Annotated in this window: 22 protein-coding genes; 12 read left to right on the top strand and 10 right to left on the bottom strand. The window is 66.0% G+C overall.

What is annotated here, in order from left to right:
• The first annotated feature begins 15 nt into the window (after positions 1 to 15).
• Positions 16 to 363 carry a flagellar motor switch protein FliN gene (gene fliN, locus ACQR1H_RS23775; protein WP_015669138.1) on the top strand — a complete coding sequence of 116 codons (348 nt, stop codon included), beginning with the start codon at positions 16 to 18 and terminating at the stop codon, positions 361 to 363.
• A gap of 53 nt (positions 364 to 416) precedes the next feature.
• Complete coding sequence (flbD, locus tag ACQR1H_RS23770; protein ID WP_315803356.1) at positions 417 to 1796, top strand: sigma-54-dependent transcriptional regulator FlbD; 1380 nt, start codon at positions 417 to 419, stop codon at positions 1794 to 1796.
• Positions 1797 to 2240: 444 nt separating this feature from the next.
• Here the strand turns inward: flbD and ACQR1H_RS23765 are convergent, their stop codons facing one another.
• The 6 genes from ACQR1H_RS23765 to ACQR1H_RS23740 form a co-directional block, all read right to left on the bottom strand.
• A complete protein-coding gene (locus ACQR1H_RS23765) occupies positions 2241 to 2396 on the bottom strand; it encodes a hypothetical protein (RefSeq protein WP_284421132.1) in 156 nt (51 codons plus the stop codon).
• A gap of 79 nt (positions 2397 to 2475) precedes the next feature.
• A complete protein-coding gene (locus ACQR1H_RS23760; RefSeq protein WP_315803355.1) occupies positions 2476 to 3051 on the bottom strand; it encodes a flavin reductase family protein in 576 nt (191 codons plus the stop codon).
• Positions 3052 to 3065: 14 nt separating this feature from the next.
• Positions 3066 to 3926, bottom strand: a complete 861-nt coding sequence (locus ACQR1H_RS23755) for an ATP-binding cassette domain-containing protein (RefSeq protein ID WP_316217463.1) — start codon at positions 3924 to 3926, stop codon at positions 3066 to 3068.
• A gap of 10 nt (positions 3927 to 3936) precedes the next feature.
• Positions 3937 to 4743 (bottom strand): aliphatic sulfonate ABC transporter permease SsuC, encoded by an 807-nt coding sequence (gene ssuC / locus ACQR1H_RS23750; RefSeq protein ID WP_434890766.1) that lies wholly within the window; start codon positions 4741 to 4743, stop codon positions 3937 to 3939.
• On the bottom strand, positions 4740 to 5915 hold the full coding sequence (ssuD, locus tag ACQR1H_RS23745; protein ID WP_316182357.1) for an FMNH2-dependent alkanesulfonate monooxygenase: 1176 nt from the start codon (positions 5913 to 5915) through the stop codon (positions 4740 to 4742). The genes ssuC and ssuD overlap by 4 nt, the downstream gene beginning before the upstream one ends.
• 35 nt (positions 5916 to 5950) lie before the next feature.
• The gene (locus ACQR1H_RS23740; RefSeq protein ID WP_434840044.1) at positions 5951 to 6907 is read right to left on the bottom strand and encodes an aliphatic sulfonate ABC transporter substrate-binding protein; all 957 of its coding nucleotides are present in this window, start codon (positions 6905 to 6907) and stop codon (positions 5951 to 5953) included.
• Positions 6908 to 7281: 374 nt separating this feature from the next.
• Here ACQR1H_RS23740 and napE point away from each other — a divergent pair, with 374 nt between their 5' ends.
• The 7 genes from napE (at position 7282) to ppk2 (ending at position 14158) form a co-directional block, all read left to right on the top strand.
• Positions 7282 to 7467, top strand: a complete 186-nt coding sequence (gene napE / locus ACQR1H_RS23735) for a periplasmic nitrate reductase, NapE protein (RefSeq protein ID WP_316182353.1) — start codon at positions 7282 to 7284, stop codon at positions 7465 to 7467.
• A 16-nt stretch (positions 7468 to 7483) separates the two neighbouring features.
• On the top strand, positions 7484 to 7804 hold the full coding sequence (locus ACQR1H_RS23730) for a chaperone NapD (protein ID WP_316182352.1): 321 nt from the start codon (positions 7484 to 7486) through the stop codon (positions 7802 to 7804).
• Between the two features lie 15 nt (positions 7805 to 7819).
• The gene (gene napA / locus ACQR1H_RS23725) at positions 7820 to 10324 is read left to right on the top strand and encodes a nitrate reductase catalytic subunit NapA (protein ID WP_434908264.1); all 2505 of its coding nucleotides are present in this window, start codon (positions 7820 to 7822) and stop codon (positions 10322 to 10324) included.
• Between the two features lie 23 nt (positions 10325 to 10347).
• Positions 10348 to 10800 carry a nitrate reductase cytochrome c-type subunit gene (locus ACQR1H_RS23720; protein ID WP_316237569.1) on the top strand — a complete coding sequence of 151 codons (453 nt, stop codon included), beginning with the start codon at positions 10348 to 10350 and terminating at the stop codon, positions 10798 to 10800.
• Positions 10797 to 11459 carry a NapC/NirT family cytochrome c gene (locus tag ACQR1H_RS23715; RefSeq protein ID WP_434845623.1) on the top strand — a complete coding sequence of 221 codons (663 nt, stop codon included), beginning with the start codon at positions 10797 to 10799 and terminating at the stop codon, positions 11457 to 11459. Before ACQR1H_RS23720 ends, ACQR1H_RS23715 begins: the two co-directional genes overlap by 4 nt.
• Before the next feature lie 288 nt (positions 11460 to 11747).
• Positions 11748 to 12857, top strand: coding sequence for an ATP-dependent DNA helicase (locus ACQR1H_RS23710; protein WP_315803345.1), 1110 nt, complete (start codon positions 11748 to 11750; stop codon positions 12855 to 12857).
• A 146-nt stretch (positions 12858 to 13003) separates the two neighbouring features.
• Positions 13004 to 14158, top strand: a complete 1155-nt coding sequence (gene ppk2 / locus ACQR1H_RS23705; RefSeq protein WP_316217468.1) for a polyphosphate kinase 2 — start codon at positions 13004 to 13006, stop codon at positions 14156 to 14158.
• A gap of 10 nt (positions 14159 to 14168) precedes the next feature.
• Here ppk2 and ACQR1H_RS23700 read toward each other — a convergent pair whose 3' ends face one another.
• Both ACQR1H_RS23700 and ACQR1H_RS23695 read right to left on the bottom strand, forming a co-directional pair.
• Positions 14169 to 14420 carry a hypothetical protein gene (locus ACQR1H_RS23700; protein ID WP_315803343.1) on the bottom strand — a complete coding sequence of 84 codons (252 nt, stop codon included), beginning with the start codon at positions 14418 to 14420 and terminating at the stop codon, positions 14169 to 14171.
• Positions 14421 to 14579: 159 nt separating this feature from the next.
• Positions 14580 to 14837 (bottom strand): hypothetical protein, encoded by a 258-nt coding sequence (locus tag ACQR1H_RS23695; RefSeq protein ID WP_316217471.1) that lies wholly within the window; start codon positions 14835 to 14837, stop codon positions 14580 to 14582.
• A gap of 1032 nt (positions 14838 to 15869) precedes the next feature.
• On the opposite strand from ACQR1H_RS23695, the gene msrA reads away from it, so the two are divergent.
• The 3 genes from msrA to ACQR1H_RS23680 all read left to right on the top strand — a co-directional run bounded on the left by msrA (position 15870) and on the right by ACQR1H_RS23680 (position 17745).
• The gene (gene msrA / locus ACQR1H_RS23690; RefSeq protein ID WP_316217472.1) at positions 15870 to 16583 is read left to right on the top strand and encodes a peptide-methionine (S)-S-oxide reductase MsrA; all 714 of its coding nucleotides are present in this window, start codon (positions 15870 to 15872) and stop codon (positions 16581 to 16583) included.
• A gap of 70 nt (positions 16584 to 16653) precedes the next feature.
• Entirely contained in the window at positions 16654 to 17064 is a 411-nt protein-coding gene (msrB, locus tag ACQR1H_RS23685; protein WP_434908263.1) for a peptide-methionine (R)-S-oxide reductase MsrB, read from the top strand.
• Between the two features lie 396 nt (positions 17065 to 17460).
• Entirely contained in the window at positions 17461 to 17745 is a 285-nt protein-coding gene (locus tag ACQR1H_RS23680) for a hypothetical protein (RefSeq protein WP_315733902.1), read from the top strand.
• A gap of 100 nt (positions 17746 to 17845) precedes the next feature.
• Here ACQR1H_RS23680 and ACQR1H_RS23675 read toward each other — a convergent pair whose 3' ends face one another.
• On the bottom strand, positions 17846 to 18397 hold the full coding sequence (locus ACQR1H_RS23675) for a DUF4112 domain-containing protein (RefSeq protein ID WP_315803496.1): 552 nt from the start codon (positions 18395 to 18397) through the stop codon (positions 17846 to 17848).
• A gap of 63 nt (positions 18398 to 18460) precedes the next feature.
• Entirely contained in the window at positions 18461 to 19420 is a 960-nt protein-coding gene (locus tag ACQR1H_RS23670; RefSeq protein WP_315803339.1) for a helix-turn-helix transcriptional regulator, read from the bottom strand.
• Positions 19421 to 19629 lie beyond the last annotated feature (209 nt).

The following is a 19629-nucleotide window of genomic DNA, read 5'->3' as shown; positions in this document are numbered from 1 at the left end:
GAGGGAGTTTAAGTCATGAGCGACAACGAGATCCCGCTTCCCGACCTCAATGCGGCGGACGCGCCTCCGCTGGGCGGCGACGTCGGCTACAATGAAGAAGAGCATGCCGCGCGCATCGCGGCCGACCTCGAGGCGGTGTTCGACGTCCCGGTTCAGGTCTCGGCCGTGCTCGGCCGCTCCAAGATGGATGTCGGCGAGCTGCTGAAGCTCGGGCCCGGCACCGTGCTCGAACTCGACCGCAAGGTCGGCGAAGCCATCGACATCTACGTCAACAACCGGCTCGTGGCACGCGGCGAGGTGGTTCTGGTCGAAGACAAGCTCGGTGTGACGATGACCGAAATCATCAAGTCCGACCGCAACTGACAGACATGACCTGCGTGCCGATCGAGAGCGGCACGACCGAATAGGAGACCAACATGCGGCTTCTCATCGTCGGAACGCTGAAGGGCCAGCTGACGACGGCCACCAAGATCGCCATGGAGAACGGCGCCACCGTCACCCATGCCGAGGACAACGAGCAGGCGATGCGGGTGCTGCGTGGCGGCAAGGGCGCCGACCTGCTGCTGGTCGACGTCGCGCTCGACATCCGCGACCTGGTGATGCGGCTCGATGCCGAGCACATCCACGTGCCGATCGTCGCCTGCGGCATCACCAGCGATGCCCGCGCCGCGGTCGCCGCCATCCATGCCGGCGCCAAGGAATACATTCCGCTGCCGCCGGATCCTGAGCTGATCGCGGCGGTGCTCGCCGCCGTCGCCAACGATTCGCGCGATCTGGTCTATCGCGACGAGGCGATGGCCAAGGTGATCAAGCTCGCCCAGCAGATCGCCGGCTCCGACGCCTCGGTGATGATCACCGGCGAATCCGGCACCGGCAAGGAGGTGCTGGCGCGCTACGTCCACACCCGCTCGGCCCGCGCCAAGCGTCCTTTCATCTCGATCAACTGCGCCGCAATCCCTGAGCACCTGCTGGAGTCGGAGCTGTTCGGCCACGAAAAGGGTGCCTTCACCGGTGCCGTCGCCCGCCGCATCGGCAAGTTCGAGGAGGCCAATGGCGGCACGCTTCTGCTGGACGAAATCTCGGAAATGGACGTGCGGCTGCAGTCCAAGCTCTTGCGCGCGATCCAGGAGCGCGTGATCGATCGCGTCGGCGGCACCCGTCCCGTCCCTGTCGACATCCGCATCATCGCGACCTCCAACCGCAACCTGGCCGACGCCGTGCGCGAGGGCACGTTCCGCGAGGACCTGCTGTTCCGGCTCAACGTCGTCAACCTCAAGATCCCGCCGCTGCGCGAGCGCCCCGCCGACATTCTCGAACTGGCGCAGCATTTCGCGCGCAAATATTCCGAGGCCAATGCCGTCCCGCTGCGGCCGATCTCGGCGGAGGCCAAGCGCATCCTCACCACCAACCGCTGGCCGGGCAACGTGCGCGAGCTGGAGAACACGATGCATCGCGCGGTGCTGATGGCACAGGGCGACGAGATCGGGCCGGATGCCATCCTCACGCCCGACGGCGCCCGCCTCGACATCGGCAAGACCCAACCCGCCGTCGCGCATGCTACGATGGCGGCGGAACAGGTCACGCGCGCCCTGGTCGGCCGCACGGTCGCCGATGTCGAACGTGACCTGATCCTGGAGACCCTGAAGCACTGCCTGGGCAATCGGACACATGCGGCCAATATCTTGGGCATCTCGATCCGCACGTTGCGCAACAAGCTCAACGAATATGCCGACGGCGGCGTGCCGATCCCGCCGCCGGGCTCCGGCGACACGCCGCGCATGCCGAGCCCCGTATAATCTGCCCATCCGGATCGTTCTCGGCGGCGCGCTGGTCCTCGGCGCGCCGCTTGCCGTTTCGCCGGCCGGTGCCGCCACGCGCGGCGTGCTGTCAGGCTGCTGGGAGCAGACGTCGCACGCACCGCTCGTCACCCCATCGTCGGGTCAGGAATGGGGCGTCAGGAGCTGGTGCTTCGCAGGAAAAGGCAAGCTGATCTCGCGAACCATCGCCTGTGACAGGGAGGGCTGCGACGGCTGGGACAATGAACGCAGCTATCGCTGGCGGCCGCCCACGCTGTCGCTATCCGACGTCGAGACGTCGCCGGATGGCGGACACATCAAAGTGTGGCGCCGCTGCCGCGTGCAGTTTCTGACCGACGATTGGATGCAGCTACAGGACTGTGAACAGTCCGCGGATCCGTGGGTTCGCGAGAATACGCCGGCGCGGCGTCGCCGGGCACAGCCTCACGAATAGTTCGGCGCCTCGGGATTGCGGAAGATGTGAATGGGATCGCCGGGCGTGAACTCGCGCTGCGTCAGGACCGCGTACGCATACAGCGCGAGATAGAGGATGGCGACCGTGCCGATCGCATACAGAGCCCAGGTTCCGATCCGCTTCATGATTTCCGCTGCTGACGCCGACAGCGGCTTTTAAGGCGTCCGCAGGAAAGTTGCCAGCTCGCCCCGGAGCGTCGGAACGTTACGGCGTCAGCCGCGGATCCGGGACGCTGAAGGCCGCGAGCCGACCGTGACCGTCGTCGCGATCAACCCCGACATAGCTGCCATGCCAATACGCCAGGGCCGCCGACTGCGGCGCCACATCGATATGGACCACTTTGCCGATCACGATGGCATGGGAGTGCCGCTCGATGATCTCCTCGACCTCGCAATCCAGCGTCGCGAGCGCTCCGACGAGGAGCGGCACACCGGTGACCCGTTTGCGCCACTCCGCCCCTGCGAAACGTTCGACGCCGCGCAAGCCACCCTTACCCGCAAACCGTTCGGCCACGCCGATCTGATCCGCCGCCAGCAGATTGGCGCCAAAAACGCCCTCCCGCTGCAGAATTGGCCAGGACGAGGCGTTGCGGTTGAGGCTGACGATGATGGAGGGAGGCTCGACCGCAAGTGACGACAGCGAGCTCACCGTCATGCCGGTGACCTCATCGCCGCGTCCGACCGTGATGACGCTGACGCCTCCGACCAGTTGGCGCATCGCAGAGCGAAAATCCGGCTGGAGCGCCGTGGCATCAGGCATGTGACGGACGATGGAGTTCATTGCGTTGACCTTTCCTACCCCGTCGTGCCCGGTCCAAGCAACTGGCCCAGGATCGAGCCTTCCAGCGCCGCAAGCTCGGCGGAGCCGCGCTGGCGCGAGCGCGGCAGATCGACGCTGATGTCCTCGGCGATCCGGCCGCTCTCGATGACGAGGACGCGATCAGCGAGGGCCACGGCTTCCGCAACGTCATGGGTGACCAGGATTGCGGTGAAGGTTTGATCGGCCCAGACCCGCTCCAGCAGCCGCTGCATCGCGATCCGCGTCAGCGCGTCCAGCGCGCCGAGCGGCTCGTCGAACGCCAGCAGGCGCGGACCGCTGACCAGCGCGCGCGCCAGCGCGACGCGCTGCTTCTGACCGCCGGACAGCACCGCCGGCCATTGGTCGCGCTTGTCGGCGAGACCCACCTCCTCGAGCGCCCGCCGCGCCCGCTCATGCGCGCCGGCGGCCTTGCGCTCGCGGCCGAGCCCGACCTCGACATTGGCGAGCACCCGCGCCCATGGCAGCAGCCGCGGCTCCTGGAACATGACGCGGACGTCCTCGGGCCGCGCGGCCGCTTCGCCGAAGCTGATCGTGCCCGACGTCGGCTTGTCGAGGCCGGCAATCAGCCGCAGCAGCGTGCTCTTGCCGCAGCCGCTCTGGCCGACGATGGCGACGAACTGGCCGGCCGCGATCTCCAGGTCGATGCCGCGCAGCACCTCGTTGTCGCCGAACGCCTTGCGAAGATCGCGGATCACGAGCGGCAGGCCGCGTGTCTCGGGTTTGGCCGGACTCACGCTGTGCTTCCTCACGGGGCGGAAAGCCTCAGCATGCCCGATCACATCGGGGCCGTCGATCGCCTCCACACCGGAGACGGGAATTCGGAGCGCTTGCTGCATTTCCAGAACCTCAATGCTTGCTGAAGGCCGGATGCCAGGACAGCGTCAGCCGCTCCAGCGCCCGCGAGGCGCTGTCGGCGACCTTGCCCAGCAGGGCGTAGATCAGGATGGAGAGCACGACGACATCGATCTGCATGAACTCGCGCGCCTGCATCGCCATGTAGCCGAGGCCCGAGGACGCCGCGATCGTCTCGGCGACGATCAGGGTGAGCCACATGATGCCGAGCGCGAAGCGCAGGCCGACGAAGATCGACGGCAGTGCGCCGGGGAAGATCACCCGGCGAAACAGCTCGCGGTCGGACATGCCGTAGACGCGGCCCATTTCAATGAGTTGCGGATCGACCGTGCGAATCCCGTGCAGCGTATTCAGGTAGACCGGAAAGAACACGCCGAGCGCCACCAGAAACAGCTTGGCGCTCTCGTCGATGCCGAACCACAGGATGACCAGCGGGATCAGCGCCAGATGCGGCACGTTGCGGATCATCTGCAGAGTGGTGTCGGTCAGCTTCGCCGACAGTCGCGACAGGCCGTTGGCCAGACCGAAGGCGAAGCCGATGCCGCCGCCGATCAAAAAACCGATCGAGGCGCGCCAGAAGCTGACCCAGATGTTGCGGCCGAGCTCGCCCGACCACAGCAGCTTCCAGCCGGCGCGCGCCACGTCGCTCGGCGCCGGCAGCACGCGTGGCGAGACCAGGCCGGCGGCCGAGGCCGCCTGCCAGATCAGGATGATCGCGAGCGGCACCAGCCAGGGGATCAGCCCATCCGCGCGCGGCACCGCCAGCCTGCGGACCTTGGGAACACTTTCGATCAGACTCATGATTGCGAGGCCCTCTGCAACGGACGGTGCTCGTTGGCGATGGTCTCGCCGAACGGGCCGGTATTGGTGCGGAGCCTGGTGACGTTGCCCGTCCGCTCCGACACATTCAAGCCAAGCTTGGGAAACACCAGCTCGGCGAAGCGGTAGGCTTCCTCGAGATGCGGATAGCCCGAGAGGATGAAGGTATCGATGCCGAGATCCTGGTACTCGCGGATGCGCGCCGCCACCGTGTCGGGATCGCCGACCAGCGCCGTGCCGGCGCCGCCGCGGACCAGGCCGACGCCGGCCCACAGGTTCGGGCTGATCTCGAGCTTGTCGCGTCGGCCGCCGTGAAGCTGCGACATCCGCTGCTGCCCGACCGAATCCATGCGGGCAAAAATCTTCTGCGCCGAGGCGATGGTGTCGTCGGTGACGTGCTTGATCAGGTCGTCGGCGGCCGCCCACGCCTCGTCATTGGTCTCGCGCACGATCACATGCAAGCGGATACCGAACGACAGCTTGCGGCCGCGACTGTCGGCGACGGCCTTCACCTTGGCGATCTTGGCCGCGACATCGGCCGGCGGCTCGCCCCAGGTGAGATACTTCTCGACGGTGTCTACCGCGACGTCGATGCCGGCATCCGACGAGCCGCCGAAGAACAGCGGCGGCCGCGGCGACTGCACCGGCGGGAACAGCAGCCGGCCGTCCTCGACCGTGATATGCTTGCCGCTGAAGTTGACCGCCTCGCCTTCGAGCAGCGCGTTGTATACGGTCAGGAATTCGCGCGTGACCTCGTAGCGCTCCTCATGCGACAGGAAGATGCCGTCGCCTTTGTTCTCGACCGGATCGCCGCCGGTGACGACGTTGACCAGCAGCCGGCCGTTGCTGACGCGGTCGAGCGTCGCGGTCATGCGCGCGGCCACCGCCGGCGATTGCAGGCCGGGCCGCACCGCGACGAGATAGCGCAGCCGCTCGGTGAACGGCGCCACCGCCGAGGCCACGATCCAGGAATCCTCGCAGCTCCGTCCTGTCGGGATCAGCACGCCGTAATAGCCAAGCTGATCGGCGGCCTGCGCGACCTGGCGCAGATAGTTGAAGTTGACCTCGCGGCCGCCCTGCGAGGTGCCGAGATAGCGGCCGTCGCCATGGGTCGGCAGGAACCACAGCACGTTGGGCGTCGAAGCGTTACTCATGTCAGTCTCTTTCGGATTGGGATGGCGATCAGGCGTCAGGTGGACGGCGTCCACTTCCAGACGATGTCGCTGACGTTGACTTGTTTCGGAATGAGGCCGATGCGGGCGAACCGATCCGCCACCGCCTGCTGGCTCCTGATGATGTCGTCGTCGAGCGGCACGACGCTGTAGACCGAACGGTCGACGAAGCGCCTGACCGCCGCGATGTCGACGCCGGTCGCCTCGGCCTGCGCCTTGGCCACCTCGTCGTGATGGCTGTTGGCCCAGATGCCCTCGGCGGCGAACGCGGCGTTCAGCCTGGCGACGATGGCGGGATACTTCTCAACGAAGTCGGAGCCCACGATGTAGAACGAGTTCGGCTTATGCACGTCCTTGTCCCACGCGATCACCCGTGCATTCTCCTTCAGCTCGGCGAGCGCGAGGTACGGATCCCAGATCGACCACGCGTCCACCGAGCCCTTGACGAAGGCCGCGGTGGCATCGGCCGGCGCGAGCGGCGCCGGCGTGATGTCGCTCCACGACAGGCCCGCCTTCTCGAGTGCTGCGACCAGCAGATTGTGCGCGCTCGAGCCCTTGCCGAAGGCGACGCGCTTGCCCTTGAGATCGGCAAGCGTCCTGATCGGCGAATCCTTCTGCACCACGATCGCCTGGCTGCTGCCGTTCTGCTTGACGGCGGCGGCGTAGCGGATCTTGGCGCCCGCGGCCTGCGCGAAGATCGGCGGCGCGTCGCCGACATAGCCGAAATCGACGCTGCCGACATTGATGGCCTCAAGCAGCGGCGGACCGAACTGGAAATCGACCCAGACGATCTCGATGCCGAGAGGCTTGAACGTCTCCTCGATGGTGCGGCGCGCCTTCACGGCGGGGAAGAAGCCGCCCTTCTGGGTGCCGATGCGGATCTCCTTCGGCCTGTCCTCGGCGCGCAGCGGCGCCGCGCAGCTCATCACCGCAGCTGATGCCAATGACAGTTTGAGAAAATCGCGACGCTTCATTGCCCTCTCCGACCCTTGCGCATCCGCATTGATGCGATGCAAGGGATGATGGTGGCGGGCGAAACGCGTGTCGAGCACCCCGGAAAAATAGCGATGCCGGTCCTGTTTCGTCACACGGCGAAGGCATGTTCGTATCGAGACGCCCGTGCAAAGCAGCGAGAATTTCTCGCGATCGACAACGCGATCACGGGTCTTCACAGACCATCAACCACGATCGCACCGGCATGCTCGCCGATCCGCGACCAATCGTCCCCGCGGTTCCGCCGCTTGATCCAGGTCAAGCCTTTGGCAAGGCTTCCTTGCTTAACGTTGGAACAGGCGCGGCCCGGATGCCGCAACCCCTCCTGAACCTCCCCCTAGCCGAGAATTCTCTCATGTCGCTCATTGGCGGCGATGCGAACGCGCGTGCGCGTCGCAGACGCATGGAAATTTTTGCCTTCCTGTTTCTCACTGCCGTGCTGATGCCTGCGCTCGCGGTCGCCACCGTCGGCTCCTACGGACTCACGGTGTGGGTCTACCAGATGATGGCCGGACCGCCCGGGCCGCCCGCGGCGCACTGATCGGAAGGACCCCGCCGTGCTCTCACACCGCACCTCCCTCGACCGGCGCGCGCTGATCACCGGCCGCGTCCTCACCGCCGATCCCGTCGTCGCACCAGCCAAGGGCGAGATCGCCTCGATCATCGTGCAGACCCGGCCCGAGCAGCTCGACCGCGTCGAAGCCGACATCCTCGCGCTGTCCGGCTGCGAGATCCACGGCCGCGACATCAGAGGCAAGCTGATCGTCGTCGTCGATGCGCCCGATGCCGGCGCGCTCGGCGCCACCATGAACCGGATCGGACTGCTGCCGCACGTGCACTCCGCCTGCCTCGTCTTCCACGCCATCGACGCCGGCTAATCACACGAGACTCCAATGACCGACATGAAGATCGATCGCCGCCAGATGCTGAAGCTGGAAGCCGCCGCGATTGCCGCGGCCGCCGCCGGCATGCCGAGCGCCTCGCTCGCGGCGAACCTCGTCACCGAGCGCGAGCAGAGCGAGCTGAAATGGGACAAGGCCGCCTGCCGCTTCTGCGGCACCGGCTGCAGCGTGATGGTCGCGACCAAGGACAACCGCGTCGTCGCCACCCATGGCGACATCAAGGCCGAGGTGAATCGCGGCCTGAACTGCGTCAAGGGCTATTTCCTGTCCAAGATCATGTACGGCCATGATCGCCTGACGCACCCGATGCTGCGCAAGACCAACGGCAAGTACGACAAGAACGGCGAGTTCACGCCGGTCACGTGGGACGAAGCCTTCGACATCATGGCGCAGAAGTACAAGGAGGCGCTGAAGAAGCGCGGGCCCTCCGGCGTCGGCATGTTCGGCTCGGGCCAGTGGACGATCTGGGAAGGCTATGCGGCCTCCAAGCTGTTCAAGGCCGGCTTCCGCTCCAACAACATCGATCCCAATGCGCGGCACTGCATGGCGTCGGCCGTGGCCGGCATGATGCGCACCTTCGGCATCGACGAGCCGCCCGGCTGCTACGATGACATCGAGGCCACGGACGCGTTCGTGCTGTGGGGCTCCAACATGGCGGAGATGCACCCAATCCTGTGGACCCGCGTCACCGATCGCCGGCTGTCGGCGCCGCATGTCAAGGTCGCCGTGCTCTCGACCTTCGAGCACCGCTCGTTCGACCTCGCCGATATCGGCATGGTGTTCAAGCCGCAGACCGACCTCTACATCCTCAACGCCATCGCCAACCACATCATCACGACAGGCCGCGTCAACAAGGACTTCGTCCAGGCGCACACGGTGTTCAAGAAGGGCCAGACCGACATAGGCTATGGCCTGCGGCCGGAGCATCCGCTGCAGAAGAAGGCCAAGGGCGCCGCCAACCCGAACGACGCCACCGACATCTCGTTCGACGAGTATGCGAAGTTCGTCTCGGACTACACGCTGGAGAAGGCCGCCGAGATGTCCGGCGTGCCGCTGAACCGGCTGCAGGCGCTCGCCGAGCTCTATGCCGATCCGAAGACCAAGGTGGTCTCGTTCTGGACCATGGGCTTCAACCAGCACACCCGCGGCGTCTGGTGCAACAACCTCGTCTACAACATCCATCTTCTGACCGGCAAAATCGCCGAGGCCGGCAACAGCCCGTTCTCACTGACCGGGCAGCCCTCGGCCTGCGGCACCGCGCGCGAGGTCGGCACCTTCTCGCACCGTTTGCCCGCCGACATGGTGGTCACCAACAAGGAGCACCGCGCCAAGGCCGAGCACATCTGGCAGCTGCCGGAAGGTACGATCCCGGACAAGCCGGGCTATCACGCGGTGCTGCAGAGCCGGATGCTGAAGGACGGCCTGCTCAACGCCTATTGGGTGCAGGTCAACAACAATTTGCAGGCCGGCCCCAACGCGAACGAAGAGACCTATCCGGGCTTCCGCAACCCCGACAATTTCATCGTCGTCTCCGACGCCTATCCGTCGGTGACCGCGCTCGCCGCCGATCTCATTCTGCCGACGGCGATGTGGGTGGAGAAGGAAGGCGCCTATGGCAATGCCGAGCGCCGCACCCAGTTCTGGCACCAGCTCGTCTCGGCGCCGGGCGAGGCGCGCTCCGACCTCTGGCAGCTGATGGAGTTCTCCAAGCGCTTCAAGATCGAAGAGGTCTGGCCCGAGGAGCTGATCGCCAAGAAGCCGGAGGTTCGCGGCAAGACGCTGTTCGACGTGCTCTACAGGAACGGCCAGGTCGACAAATTCCCGGTCGACCAGATCGAGCCGGGCTATGCCAATGACGAATCCAAGGCGTTCGGCTTCTACGTCCACAAGGGCCTGTTCGAGGAATACGCCTCGTTCGGCCGCGGCCACGGCCATGACCTGGCGCCGTTCGAGGCCTATCACAAAGAGCGCGGCCTGCGCTGGCCCGTCGTCGACGGCAAGGAGACGCGCTGGCGTTTCCGCGAGGGCTCCGACCCTTACGTCAAGTCCGGCACCGGCGTGCAGTTCTACGGCTTCCCGGACGGCAAGGCGCGCATCTTCGCCCTGCCCTACGAGCCGCCGGCGGAATCGCCGGACAAGGACTATCCGTTCTGGCTGTCGACCGGACGCGTGGTCGAGCACTGGCATTCCGGCACGATGACGCGCCGCGTGCCCGAGCTCTACAAGGCGTTCCCCGAAGCCGTCTGCTTCATGCATCCGGACGATGCCGAGGCCGCGAACTTGAGGCGCGGCGACGAGGTCAAGGTCGCCTCGCGGCGCGGCTTCATCCGCGCCCGCGTCGAGACCCGCGGCCGCGACAAGCCGCCCCGCGGGCTCGTCTTCGTGCCGTGGTTCGACGAGTCCAAGCTGATCAACAAGGTGACGCTCGACGCCACCGACCCGATCTCGCTGCAGACCGACTACAAGAAATGCGCCGTGCGCATCGAGCGGGTGTGACGATCATGATCAAGAGACTTGCCATGATGCTGCTCGCAGCCAGCCTTGCGGCCGGCTCGAGCGCCCTGCTCGCCCAGAGCGTCTCCTCGTCGCTGCGCGGCCCCACGCCGCTCAATGACGAAGGCCCGGCGCCGCCGATGCAGCCGACGAAGAACACCGCCGAGAAAGAGGTGCGCAACTATCCGGAGCAGCCGCCGGTGATCCCGCATTCGATCGACGGCTATCAGGTCGACATGCAGGGCAACAAATGCCTGTCCTGCCATGCCCGTGCTCGCATCGCGGAGTCGAAGGCGCCGATGCTGTCGATCACCCACTTCATGGACCGCGACGGCCAGTTCCTGGCGTCGGTGTCGCCGCGCCGCTACTTCTGCACCCAGTGCCACGTGCCGCAGAGTGTCGCCAATCCGCCTGTCAGCAACGACTTCGTCGACATCGACACGCTGCTGGCGCACGACAAGCCGGGTGGCAAGCGATGAGCAGCGCCGACATCCCGGAGGGCGCCAAGGCACCCGTCCCCGAGCAGCAGCTCGGCCTTGCCGGCCGCGCCTGGCAGTTCATTCTCGACCTCATCGACGTGCTGCTGAAGCCGAGCTCCGTGTTCGGGCTCGGCGTGCTGGTGCTCGCCGGCTTCCTCGCCGGCGTGATCTTCTGGGGCGGCTTCAACACCGCGCTGGAGATCACCAACACCGAGACGTTCTGCACCGGCTGTCACGAGATGAAAGACAACGTGTTCGCCGAGCTGAAGTCGACCGTTCACTTCTCAAACCGCTCCGGCGTGCGCGCCAGTTGCCCGGACTGCCACGTGCCGCACAACTGGACCGACAAGATAGCGCGCAAGATGCAGGCCTCCAAGGAGGTCTGGGGCCATCTGTTCGGCTCGATCAACACCCGCGAGAAGTTCACCGACCGCAGACTGGAGCTCGCCTTGCATGAGTGGGCGCGGTTCAAGGCGAACGACTCGCTCGAATGCCGCAACTGCCACAGCTCCCAGTCGATGGACATCACCAAGCAGTCGCCGCGCGCCGTCGAAGCGCATCAACGCTTCCTGTTCACCGGCGAAAAGACCTGCATCGACTGCCACAAGGGCATCGCGCACCACCTGCCGGACATGCGGGGCGTGCCGGGCTGGCAGTAGTCGACTTTCTCTGAATGGCCGAGCCGTCGCCGCGCGCGCAGTCGGCTCCCCTCCCCCTTGTGGGGAGGGGTTGGGGAGGGGGCCCACACGGGCGGTGTCGCCCGGAGCCCCCCCTCCCCAACCCTCCCCCACAAGGGGGGAGGGAGCACACCGTACGCGCCGCACGCTTTCGGCCTCCATTCTCTGAAGCGAGGCACCCCTGCCTTAGCTAGCGCTTGATCTCCCCGCATCAGCCCTTAGGTTCACGGAATGTCCCCGAGTCGCCGCGCGGCTCCATCCCTGTGAGCCATGACCACCTTCTCCCCGCATCAGGATTCCGCGCTGAAGGCCGTCGGCGATTGGCTGAAGGCCAAGCCCGGCCAGAGCGGCACGCCACAAGTGTTCCGGCTGTTCGGCTATGCCGGAACCGGCAAGACCACGCTGGCCCGCCACATCGCCGAGGGCGTCGACGGCGAGGTCAAGTTCGCGGCCTTCACCGGCAAGGCGGCGCTGGTGATGCGCAGCAAGGGCTGCGACAACGCCTCCACCATCCATTCGCTGATCTATCGCGCGCAAGAAACCGGCGAGGAGCAGCCGAACTTCGAATTGTGGGACGACGCGCCGGCCTCCAAGGCCAAGCTGATCATCATCGACGAATGCTCGATGGTCGACGCCGATCTCGGCCGCGACCTGCTGTCCTTCGACTGCCCGCTGCTGGTGCTCGGCGATCCCGCGCAGCTGCCGCCGGTCAAGGGGGGCGGCTTCTTCACCGACAGCGAGCCGGACGTGATGCTGACCGAGGTGCATCGCCAGGCCAAGGACGATCCGATCGTGCGGATGTCGATGGACGTGCGCGAGGGCAACACGCTCGACGTCGGCCGCTACGGCGAGAGCGAGGTGGTCGAGCGCCGCGAGCTCGATCCGTCCCGCGTCATGGAGGCCGACCAGGTGCTGGTCGGCCGCAACGCCACCCGACGCGCCTACAACAACCGCTTCCGGCAGCGCCTCGACATCGAGGACGCGCTCCCTGTCGCCGGCGACAAGCTGGTCTGCCTGCGCAACAACCGCAAGAAGGGCCTGTTCAATGGGGGGCTGTGGCGGGTGAAGTCGCGCGCGACCTCGAAGTCCAAGATCGTCACCATGCGGGTCGCGCCCGACGAGGATCTCGGACGCAAGGTCACGAAAGTCTCGGTGCGCGGCGAATGCTTCGCCGGCGGCATCGAGGACATCCCGTGGGAGCAGCGCAAGCCCTATGACGAGTTCGACTACGGCTACGTGCTGACCGTGCACAAGTCGCAGGGCTCGCAATGGGACGACGTCGTGCTGTTCGACGAGAGCTTTGCCTTCCAGGAAAGCCGCGCCCGCTGGCTCTACACCGGCATCACCCGCGCCGCGAAGCGGCTGTCGATCGTGGTGTAACGCCGGCTTTACCGCGCGAGACGATTTTGCTCGCCTCGCTGGTACCCACCTGCGGCAGGTTGATCCACGTCAACCTGACGCAGGGTCCTTGGCGGATAAAGATCGATTCACATCTCTGTTAAACCAGCAGCAGGCGGCGGGATCGTATGGCAAAGTCCAACACCACGAAAGGCAAGACCAAAGGCAAGACGACGAAAGACAAGGCTTCCAACGGTCAGCGCAGCAAGCGCGCGAGCGCCACGGCGCGTGTCGCGCGCCGGCAGTCCGCAGCCAAGCTCGATCCGATCGGTCAGTCGCTTGTGGACGAATCGATGCAGGCCGCGCAGATCACCGAGCTGTCGGCGTTCGAGACCGTGCTCAACGGCCCGCCGGCCCTCGACCCCAACTCCGCGCCGGTCCGGGCGATGCTGGACGGCGCCGCGCCGGACGATGCCAGGCTGATGAAGGCGCTGATCGAGGGCAAGGCCAAGCCCGACAAGCGCCACACCTCCGACGAGCTCGCCGACAACTGGCGCCAGGGCGGCTACCCCTACAAATTCCGCATGTACCGCAAGGACTATGAGGAGCAGAAATTCATCCTGCAGACCGAGCTGTTGAAGCTGCAGAACTGGATGAAGGATGCGCGCCAGCGCCTGGTGCTGCTGTTCGAAGGCCGCGACGCCGCCGGCAAGGGCGGCACCATCAAGCGCTTCATGGAGCATCTCAATCCGCGCGGCGCCCGCGTGGTGGCGCTGGACAAGCCGAGCGACGTCGAGCGCGGCCAGTGGTACTTCCAGCGCTATGTCGAGCATCTGCCGACCGCGGGCGAAATCGTGCTGTTCGACCGCTCCTGGTACAACCGCTCCGGCGTCGAGCGCGTGATGGGCTTCTGCTCTCAGGTCGAGTACGACGAGTTCCTGCGCCAGGTGCCGGAGTTCGAGCGCAACCTCGTGCGCAGCGGCATCCACCTCATCAAGTTCTGGTTCTCGGTCAGCCGCGACGAGCAGCGCCGCCGCTTCAAGGAGCGCGAGGCGCATCCGCTGAAGCAGTGGAAGCTGTCGCCGATCGACACCGCGTCGCTCGACAAATGGGACGACTACACCCGCGCGAAGGAGGCGATGTTCTTCTCCACCGACACCGCCGACTGCCCGTGGACCGTGATCAAGTCAGACGACAAGAAGCGTGCGCGGCTGAACGCGATGCGCTGCGTGCTGCATTCGCTGCCCTATGCCGGCAAGGACGTCTCGCGCATCGGCCAGGTCGACGACCTCATCGTCGGCCGCGCCAGCGTGATCCACGAGCGCGAGGAGCACGCGAGCTGAGCCACCCCGCTCAGCGCCGATGACGCCGGTGCGGCCTCGCCATATCGGCCGGCCGCATCGCTGCATTGGCATTCGGAAGGCCCGGCGCGCCGCGACGGGCCAACTCCGCCTGTGCCGCCGGCGTCAGCGTGCCGCCATTGAGCACGTCGCGTTCGGGATGCATGGCCTCATAGGCCGCCGGCTCGGAGAATTGCGCCGATGCCGCGGTCACCGCCAGCGTCGACATCAGCAGAGCTGCCGCCAGGCTCCTGAATATGATCATGATCGGTCTTCCCTCTGTGGTGCATCAATTCACGCTTGCGATCATGTAGGCGGGCGAAGGCTGCCTCCCTATCACGACTGCGCGAGCCGGTAACCCTTCGTGAGCGCGCTCATGTCTCAGAGCTGGCGAAGGGATCATTCGTGCCGACGGTCCGACGCGTCACCGCCGCAGCGGCAGCCGATCATACGGGCTGAGACGGGCCCGCGGCGGAAACACGAGCACCGCGCCGGAGGCGCGCTCCATGCCCATTCTCCCCGCCGGCGTCAGCGCGCCGCCGTTGAGCACGTCGCGATCGGGATACATCGCCTGAAACGCCCCGGGCTCCTGCTCGCCGAAAAACCAGCCCTGCGCCGATGCTGGCGCAACAGTGGCCATCGACAGCAGCAAGGCTGCCGCCTTTGATTTCCAGGATGTCATGATTGTTCTCCAGGTTCTCAGGATGCGGAGACCACGCACGCGATTGATGACCTGGTCAGAGCCGTCATCAGTGAGGCGCGACCGCCTCTGTATTGACCGCGGCGGAAACGAAATATTCGCGGCGTTGTCGCCTTGCCGGGATCACGACCGCGAGACCTGAACCACACCATCATTCGAGGATCGACGAAGCGTGACGTCATCGTGAGTTCGTGAACGAGATGGCGCGCATCCGATGACCTCACCCCGTCGTTGCGAATTTGATGGCTGCCGACGATGCAGGATCGGTTACCGCGCCCAGCACCGCCCTGCAGCCCGTCGGGCAAATCGGCCGGCGACGACAAAAGCTGTCAAGGTATTCTGAAAAACATAAATCATTTCGCGCTCTGCCCAAATCAGGCTTATGATGCCTGCGTTTCGTTGCACGGCAGGGGACGTATCGCGATCGTCACGGACGTTGGCAGCGGAATGCGATGGACGCGGCATGTTGCAGCGGGTCCTGGACCTGCCGACGAACGGCATGGCGCGGACGGCGAAAGCGTGTGGTCCTGGCCTCCCGACGCTGAGGCCAAGCTGGCGGTGATGATCCGCCGGCGACGGGGGCAAGACAGCCGGTCCCCGAGGAGAGCACGTATAAGCGTTAAAACCATCGCGCAGGGAGGGCCGGATCTGTCCGGCTGAACCTGTGGTACCTGCCGCCTGCATTTTTTTAAGCAGGCGGGCCACGGGCCTCAGTCGAGGTCCGGCCTTCCCTGCGCCCTCCACTTTGGAGGGCCGATGAACCGGCATCCCTCGGGCAATTCGGGCCGCGAGACCACATCGTCATGCCTGGAACGGTCTCGCCACAACTCCCAGCGTCGTCCCGGCACCCATCGGGCGATTGCGCACGTGCCGCCGCCCCCCCGCCTGTTCACGCAGTCGTGTCACGTCCCCCGTAACGCCGGACGGGCACGGACGTATCTTGCAGCAGAGGCCGGGCCGGACCAGTGTTTCCGGCCGGCGAGACGAGACAAGCCCCCTCACGAGGATTCGAAGATGCGCCTCACCCGCTCCCTTTTCGTCAAGACAGCCGTGCTCGGTGCGATGGCGGCAGGCATCCTGGCCTGGCAGCCGCTGCATGCCGCCGAGCAGGCCGTTGTGATCCCGCCGCCGGCCCAGGACCAGCCGGCCTCCGACGCGCTGGAAACCGCTGTGGTCGCCGGCGGCTGCTTCTGGGGCGTCCAGGGCGTCTACCAGCACACCGCCGGCGTGGTCAGCGCTGTCTCCGGCTATGCCGGCGGCACCAAGGCCACGGCCGACTACCGCACGGTGTCGAGCGGCACGACCGGCCACGCGGAATCGGTCCAGATCAAATACGATCCGAAGAAGATCTCCTACGGCAAGATCCTGCAGATCTTCTTTTCGGTCGTGCACGATCCGACCCAGTTGAACCGCCAGGGCCCGGACAGCGGAACCCAATATCGCTCGGCGATCTTCACCACCTCGGAGGCGCAGAAGAAGGTCGCCGAGGCCTATATCGCGCAGCTCGACAAGGCCAAGGTGTTCGGCAAGCCGATCGTCACCAAGATCGGCAAGCTCGAGGCGTTCTATCCGGCCGAGGACTATCACCAGGACTACCTGACGCTGCACCCCAGCCAACCCTATATCGCCTATAACGACCTGCCGAAGATCGACAATCTGAAGAAGATCTTCGCCGAGAACTACATCGACAAGCCGACGCTGGTCCGGGACGCCAAGGCGACGAACTGAGGCGTCGCGTTCGGCCCGACCAGCGCCATGACAGGGGCGGACCATACGGGTCCGCCTGGAGGACCACAGGATGAGCGACACCAAGACGAACAACAAGGTCGTCAAGAGCGAGGCGGAATGGCGCAAGGAGCTGACGCCGATGCAGTACGCCGTGCTGCGCGAGAAGGCGACCGAGCGCCCCTTCTCGGGCGAGTATGAGCACGAGCACCGCGCCGGGACCTATGTCTGCGCCGGCTGCGGCCAGACCCTGTTCGAGTCCGACGCCAAGTTTGATTCCGGCTGCGGCTGGCCGAGCTTCACCCGGCCGGCGACGGAGAGCCACGTTGACGAGGAGACCGACACGACCCATGGCATGGTTCGCACCGAGGTGCTGTGCTCGAGATGCTCGGGCCATCTCGGCCACGTCTTTCCCGACGGCCCGGGGCCGACCGGCCTGCGCTATTGCATCAACTCGGCGGCGCTGAAGCTGAAACCGCGCTGATGGCACGCCCGGCCCCGGTCCCGTCATCGACGGTACTCGGGGCCGCTGGCTTGCGGCGGGCGAGGCGCGGGCGCTCAAAACCGGCCACAAGGGGTGAGATTTTAGCCGTGCAGATCGGGCTCTCCTGCATTCACAAGTTGCGGATCAATTAAGCTACTGAAAAGACAGCATGTTTCAAGGCGGCCCACAGCGGGCCGGATTTACGATGTGAGCGTGCAGGATTCGCATTTCTGCCAAATCGGCCTATATTAGGGGTCGTAACTGACTATGCAGGGCCGGGCCGCCTGGAGCGGCAAATCCCGCCCTCCACCCCCGCAATCGCTGGCGTCATTGCCAAGCTGAATGTTTTGAAAGCTCGCGTCAGCGCTTCCAGCCGACAAGAAGAGGTCTCAGACCATGCGTCCACTGCGTCCGTTCAACTTCAACACCTCTGCCGAACTGTTTCCCGCCGCCATCCGCAAGAAGAAGCGGGCGGGTTTCGCCTATCGGCGGTTCGGCACCGCGGCCGAAGCCGTGCGCTTCGCCATGGAGGAGTTGCCTGCGGATTCGCTGAATGGCGCCTACCTGCAGGTCGAGGAGGCCCGGTTCGACCAGAACGGCATCCGCACCCTGTATGAGAGCGAGGCGTTTCCGCTGCCGCGCCGCGTGGTCGACAAGGCGCCGGACGCCGATGCGGCCTGACGGCTGCCAGAGCATTCTTCGACACCCTGCCCCGCCTCGTGCGGGGCAGTTTTTTTATGGGGGTCTGTTTGTCCGTTTGTTGCCCCGGTCCCGCCGCACGTCAGCGCGGCTGGGTATCCAGCCACCGCCGCAGGATCTTGGCGTTGCGCATGTTGGCGCGGAACAGCACGTCGAAGGCGTCGCCCGCCACCGGCACCATGCCGATCACGCCCTCGACCGCGACATTGCCCAGCATCCGCGTGATGACGTGCCAGGGCGCGCCCAGCGCCCGGGCCTCGCGCACCAGCCACAGCGACAGCGCGGTCGCGATGAGGTCGCCAACCACCGGGATGAGGCCGATGATGCCGTCGATGCCGTAGCGGATGTTGGTGCCGGGCAGGACGAAGGCGACGTCGAGCAGCTTCGCCACCGCCTCGAGCCGCGCGATGCGCTGCTCGCGGGTCAGGTTGCCGAACGGATTGGCGGTGTTGAAATCGAAGCGCACGCCATCGGGGCCGACGAAGGCGCCATTGAACGAGGACCGGAACGCCCCTTGCGGGATCTCTCGTCCGTCCTGGTCGATGATCGGTCCGCGCGCCTCATCGGCGTTGAAGCGCGCCTGCGAGGCGCGTCCCGATGCGCGGCGGGGCGAGGTGGACATCTGGTCTTGCATACCCATGAGATGGCAACGCGCGGGGCCCGGCACAAGTTGCGTCGAACCGCCGCCTTGTCTCGCCTAGCGGCCCCGTGCGCCGGTCGGCGTCAGCCCGAAGCGGCGCCGGAAGCAGCGGTTGAAATAGGACAGGTCGTTGAAGCCGCAGGCAAACGCGATATCGCTGATGCGGCGTCCGCCACCGGCCAGCAGGTCCATGGCCTTGCGCAGGCGCAGCTCGTTCAGCCGGGCCGAGAAGCCGGCGCCGGCCTCGTGCAGCAGGTCATTGACGTAGCGCTCGGACAGGCCCGCCGCGGCCGCAAGCTTCTGCGCCGAAAAATCCGGCTCGGCGAAGCGGCTGTTCAGAATGGTCAGCAGCCCCGCGAGGCGAACGCTGCGCAGGCCGCCGCGGCCGGCCTTGCGCATCGCGTCGCCGCGGACACCGAGCCCGAGCGCCACCAGATCGAGCAGATGCTGCGCGATCGCCGGGCCGGCTTCGTCGGCCGCGGCGGGATGGGCGAGCAGCAATTCGCTGTAGTCCATCGCGAGCGACAGCGCGCCGCCGGGCGCCAATTCGCGCCCGACCAGGTCATCGACACCGGAGACCATCGAGCGCAGCGTCATCATCGGCAGATGCACGTTGACGAAGCGCTTGTGATTGGCGCCATCGGCGCTGAAGAACGGCTCATCGAGCTTGAGCAGCACCATCGCCCCCGGCCGCAGAGCGAACTCGCGTCCGCGATGAACGACCATCGCCTCGCGACTGCCGGCGTTGCGCGCCAGGCAATAGCGGTCGTCGTTGGTCGCGAGCACCTGGCGCCGTTCGCGCCTGACACGGGTGAAGGTGCCGTCGCAGCGCCCGAGCAGGGTGGTGCCGATGTGGATGGCGTTCATTACGGCGCGAAACGGCACGTCCTCGGCCGGATCGAGCTCGCCCGTGTTGGAGAAGTGCTCGAACAATTCCGCAAAGCACAAGAAGCGCTGCCTGTCGTCGAGCCCTTTCGGCAGCATGTCGGTCGACAGCATTTTCCTGACGATGGTCATCGAAATCGGATCCGAGGCAAAGGAATTTCCGAAGCAACGCGATCAATGTGGCAGCGGCGGGATGAACGGCCGCTGAAGTCGGCAAAGCTCATCAGGACGGATCGGGAGCGCCGATCAGTCCAAGTCGCGCGACCGTTCATGCCGATGAGTCCAAGACAGCGGCAACGGGTTCAACTAGCGATGCGGATGGACGCACGCCGACATGCGTT

The sequence above is a fragment of the Bradyrhizobium sp. HKCCYLRH2015 genome (assembly GCF_051168215.1).
Lineage (GTDB): Bacteria > Pseudomonadota > Alphaproteobacteria > Rhizobiales > Xanthobacteraceae > Bradyrhizobium.
The sequence above is the reverse complement of the archived record's forward strand: the minus strand, read 5'-3'. Positions and strand labels throughout refer to the sequence as shown.

Bases quoted from the DNA above. Each gene is read 5' to 3' on its own strand.
- ssuD (WP_316182357.1), bottom strand. From the start codon at position 5,915: ATGAGTAACGCTTCGACGCCCAACGTGCTGTGGTTCCTGCCGACCCAT.
- ACQR1H_RS23695 (WP_316217471.1), bottom strand. From the start codon at position 14,837: ATGACATCCTGGAAATCAAAGGCGGCAGCCTTGCTGCTGTCGATGGCC.
- napE (WP_316182353.1), top strand. From the start codon at position 7,282: ATGTCGCTCATTGGCGGCGATGCGAACGCGCGTGCGCGTCGCAGACGC.
- ACQR1H_RS23715 (WP_434845623.1), top strand. From the start codon at position 10,797: ATGAGCAGCGCCGACATCCCGGAGGGCGCCAAGGCACCCGTCCCCGAG.
- ACQR1H_RS23720 (WP_316237569.1), top strand. From the start codon at position 10,348: ATGATGCTGCTCGCAGCCAGCCTTGCGGCCGGCTCGAGCGCCCTGCTC.
- ACQR1H_RS23765 (WP_284421132.1), bottom strand. From the start codon at position 2,396: ATGAAGCGGATCGGAACCTGGGCTCTGTATGCGATCGGCACGGTCGCC.
- flbD (WP_315803356.1), top strand. From the start codon at position 417: ATGCGGCTTCTCATCGTCGGAACGCTGAAGGGCCAGCTGACGACGGCC.
- msrA (WP_316217472.1), top strand. From the start codon at position 15,870: ATGCGCCTCACCCGCTCCCTTTTCGTCAAGACAGCCGTGCTCGGTGCG.
- ppk2 (WP_316217468.1), top strand. From the start codon at position 13,004: ATGGCAAAGTCCAACACCACGAAAGGCAAGACCAAAGGCAAGACGACG.
- ACQR1H_RS23700 (WP_315803343.1), bottom strand. From the start codon at position 14,420: ATGATCATATTCAGGAGCCTGGCGGCAGCTCTGCTGATGTCGACGCTG.
- ACQR1H_RS23670 (WP_315803339.1), bottom strand. From the start codon at position 19,420: ATGACCATCGTCAGGAAAATGCTGTCGACCGACATGCTGCCGAAAGGG.
- ACQR1H_RS23755 (WP_316217463.1), bottom strand. From the start codon at position 3,926: ATGCAGCAAGCGCTCCGAATTCCCGTCTCCGGTGTGGAGGCGATCGAC.
- ACQR1H_RS23675 (WP_315803496.1), bottom strand. From the start codon at position 18,397: ATGCAAGACCAGATGTCCACCTCGCCCCGCCGCGCATCGGGACGCGCC.
- ACQR1H_RS23680 (WP_315733902.1), top strand. From the start codon at position 17,461: ATGCGTCCACTGCGTCCGTTCAACTTCAACACCTCTGCCGAACTGTTT.
- napA (WP_434908264.1), top strand. From the start codon at position 7,820: ATGACCGACATGAAGATCGATCGCCGCCAGATGCTGAAGCTGGAAGCC.
- ACQR1H_RS23760 (WP_315803355.1), bottom strand. From the start codon at position 3,051: ATGAACTCCATCGTCCGTCACATGCCTGATGCCACGGCGCTCCAGCCG.
- ACQR1H_RS23710 (WP_315803345.1), top strand. From the start codon at position 11,748: ATGACCACCTTCTCCCCGCATCAGGATTCCGCGCTGAAGGCCGTCGGC.
- ssuC (WP_434890766.1), bottom strand. From the start codon at position 4,743: ATGAGTCTGATCGAAAGTGTTCCCAAGGTCCGCAGGCTGGCGGTGCCG.
- msrB (WP_434908263.1), top strand. From the start codon at position 16,654: ATGAGCGACACCAAGACGAACAACAAGGTCGTCAAGAGCGAGGCGGAA.
- ACQR1H_RS23740 (WP_434840044.1), bottom strand. From the start codon at position 6,907: ATGAAGCGTCGCGATTTTCTCAAACTGTCATTGGCATCAGCTGCGGTG.
- fliN (WP_015669138.1), top strand. From the start codon at position 16: ATGAGCGACAACGAGATCCCGCTTCCCGACCTCAATGCGGCGGACGCG.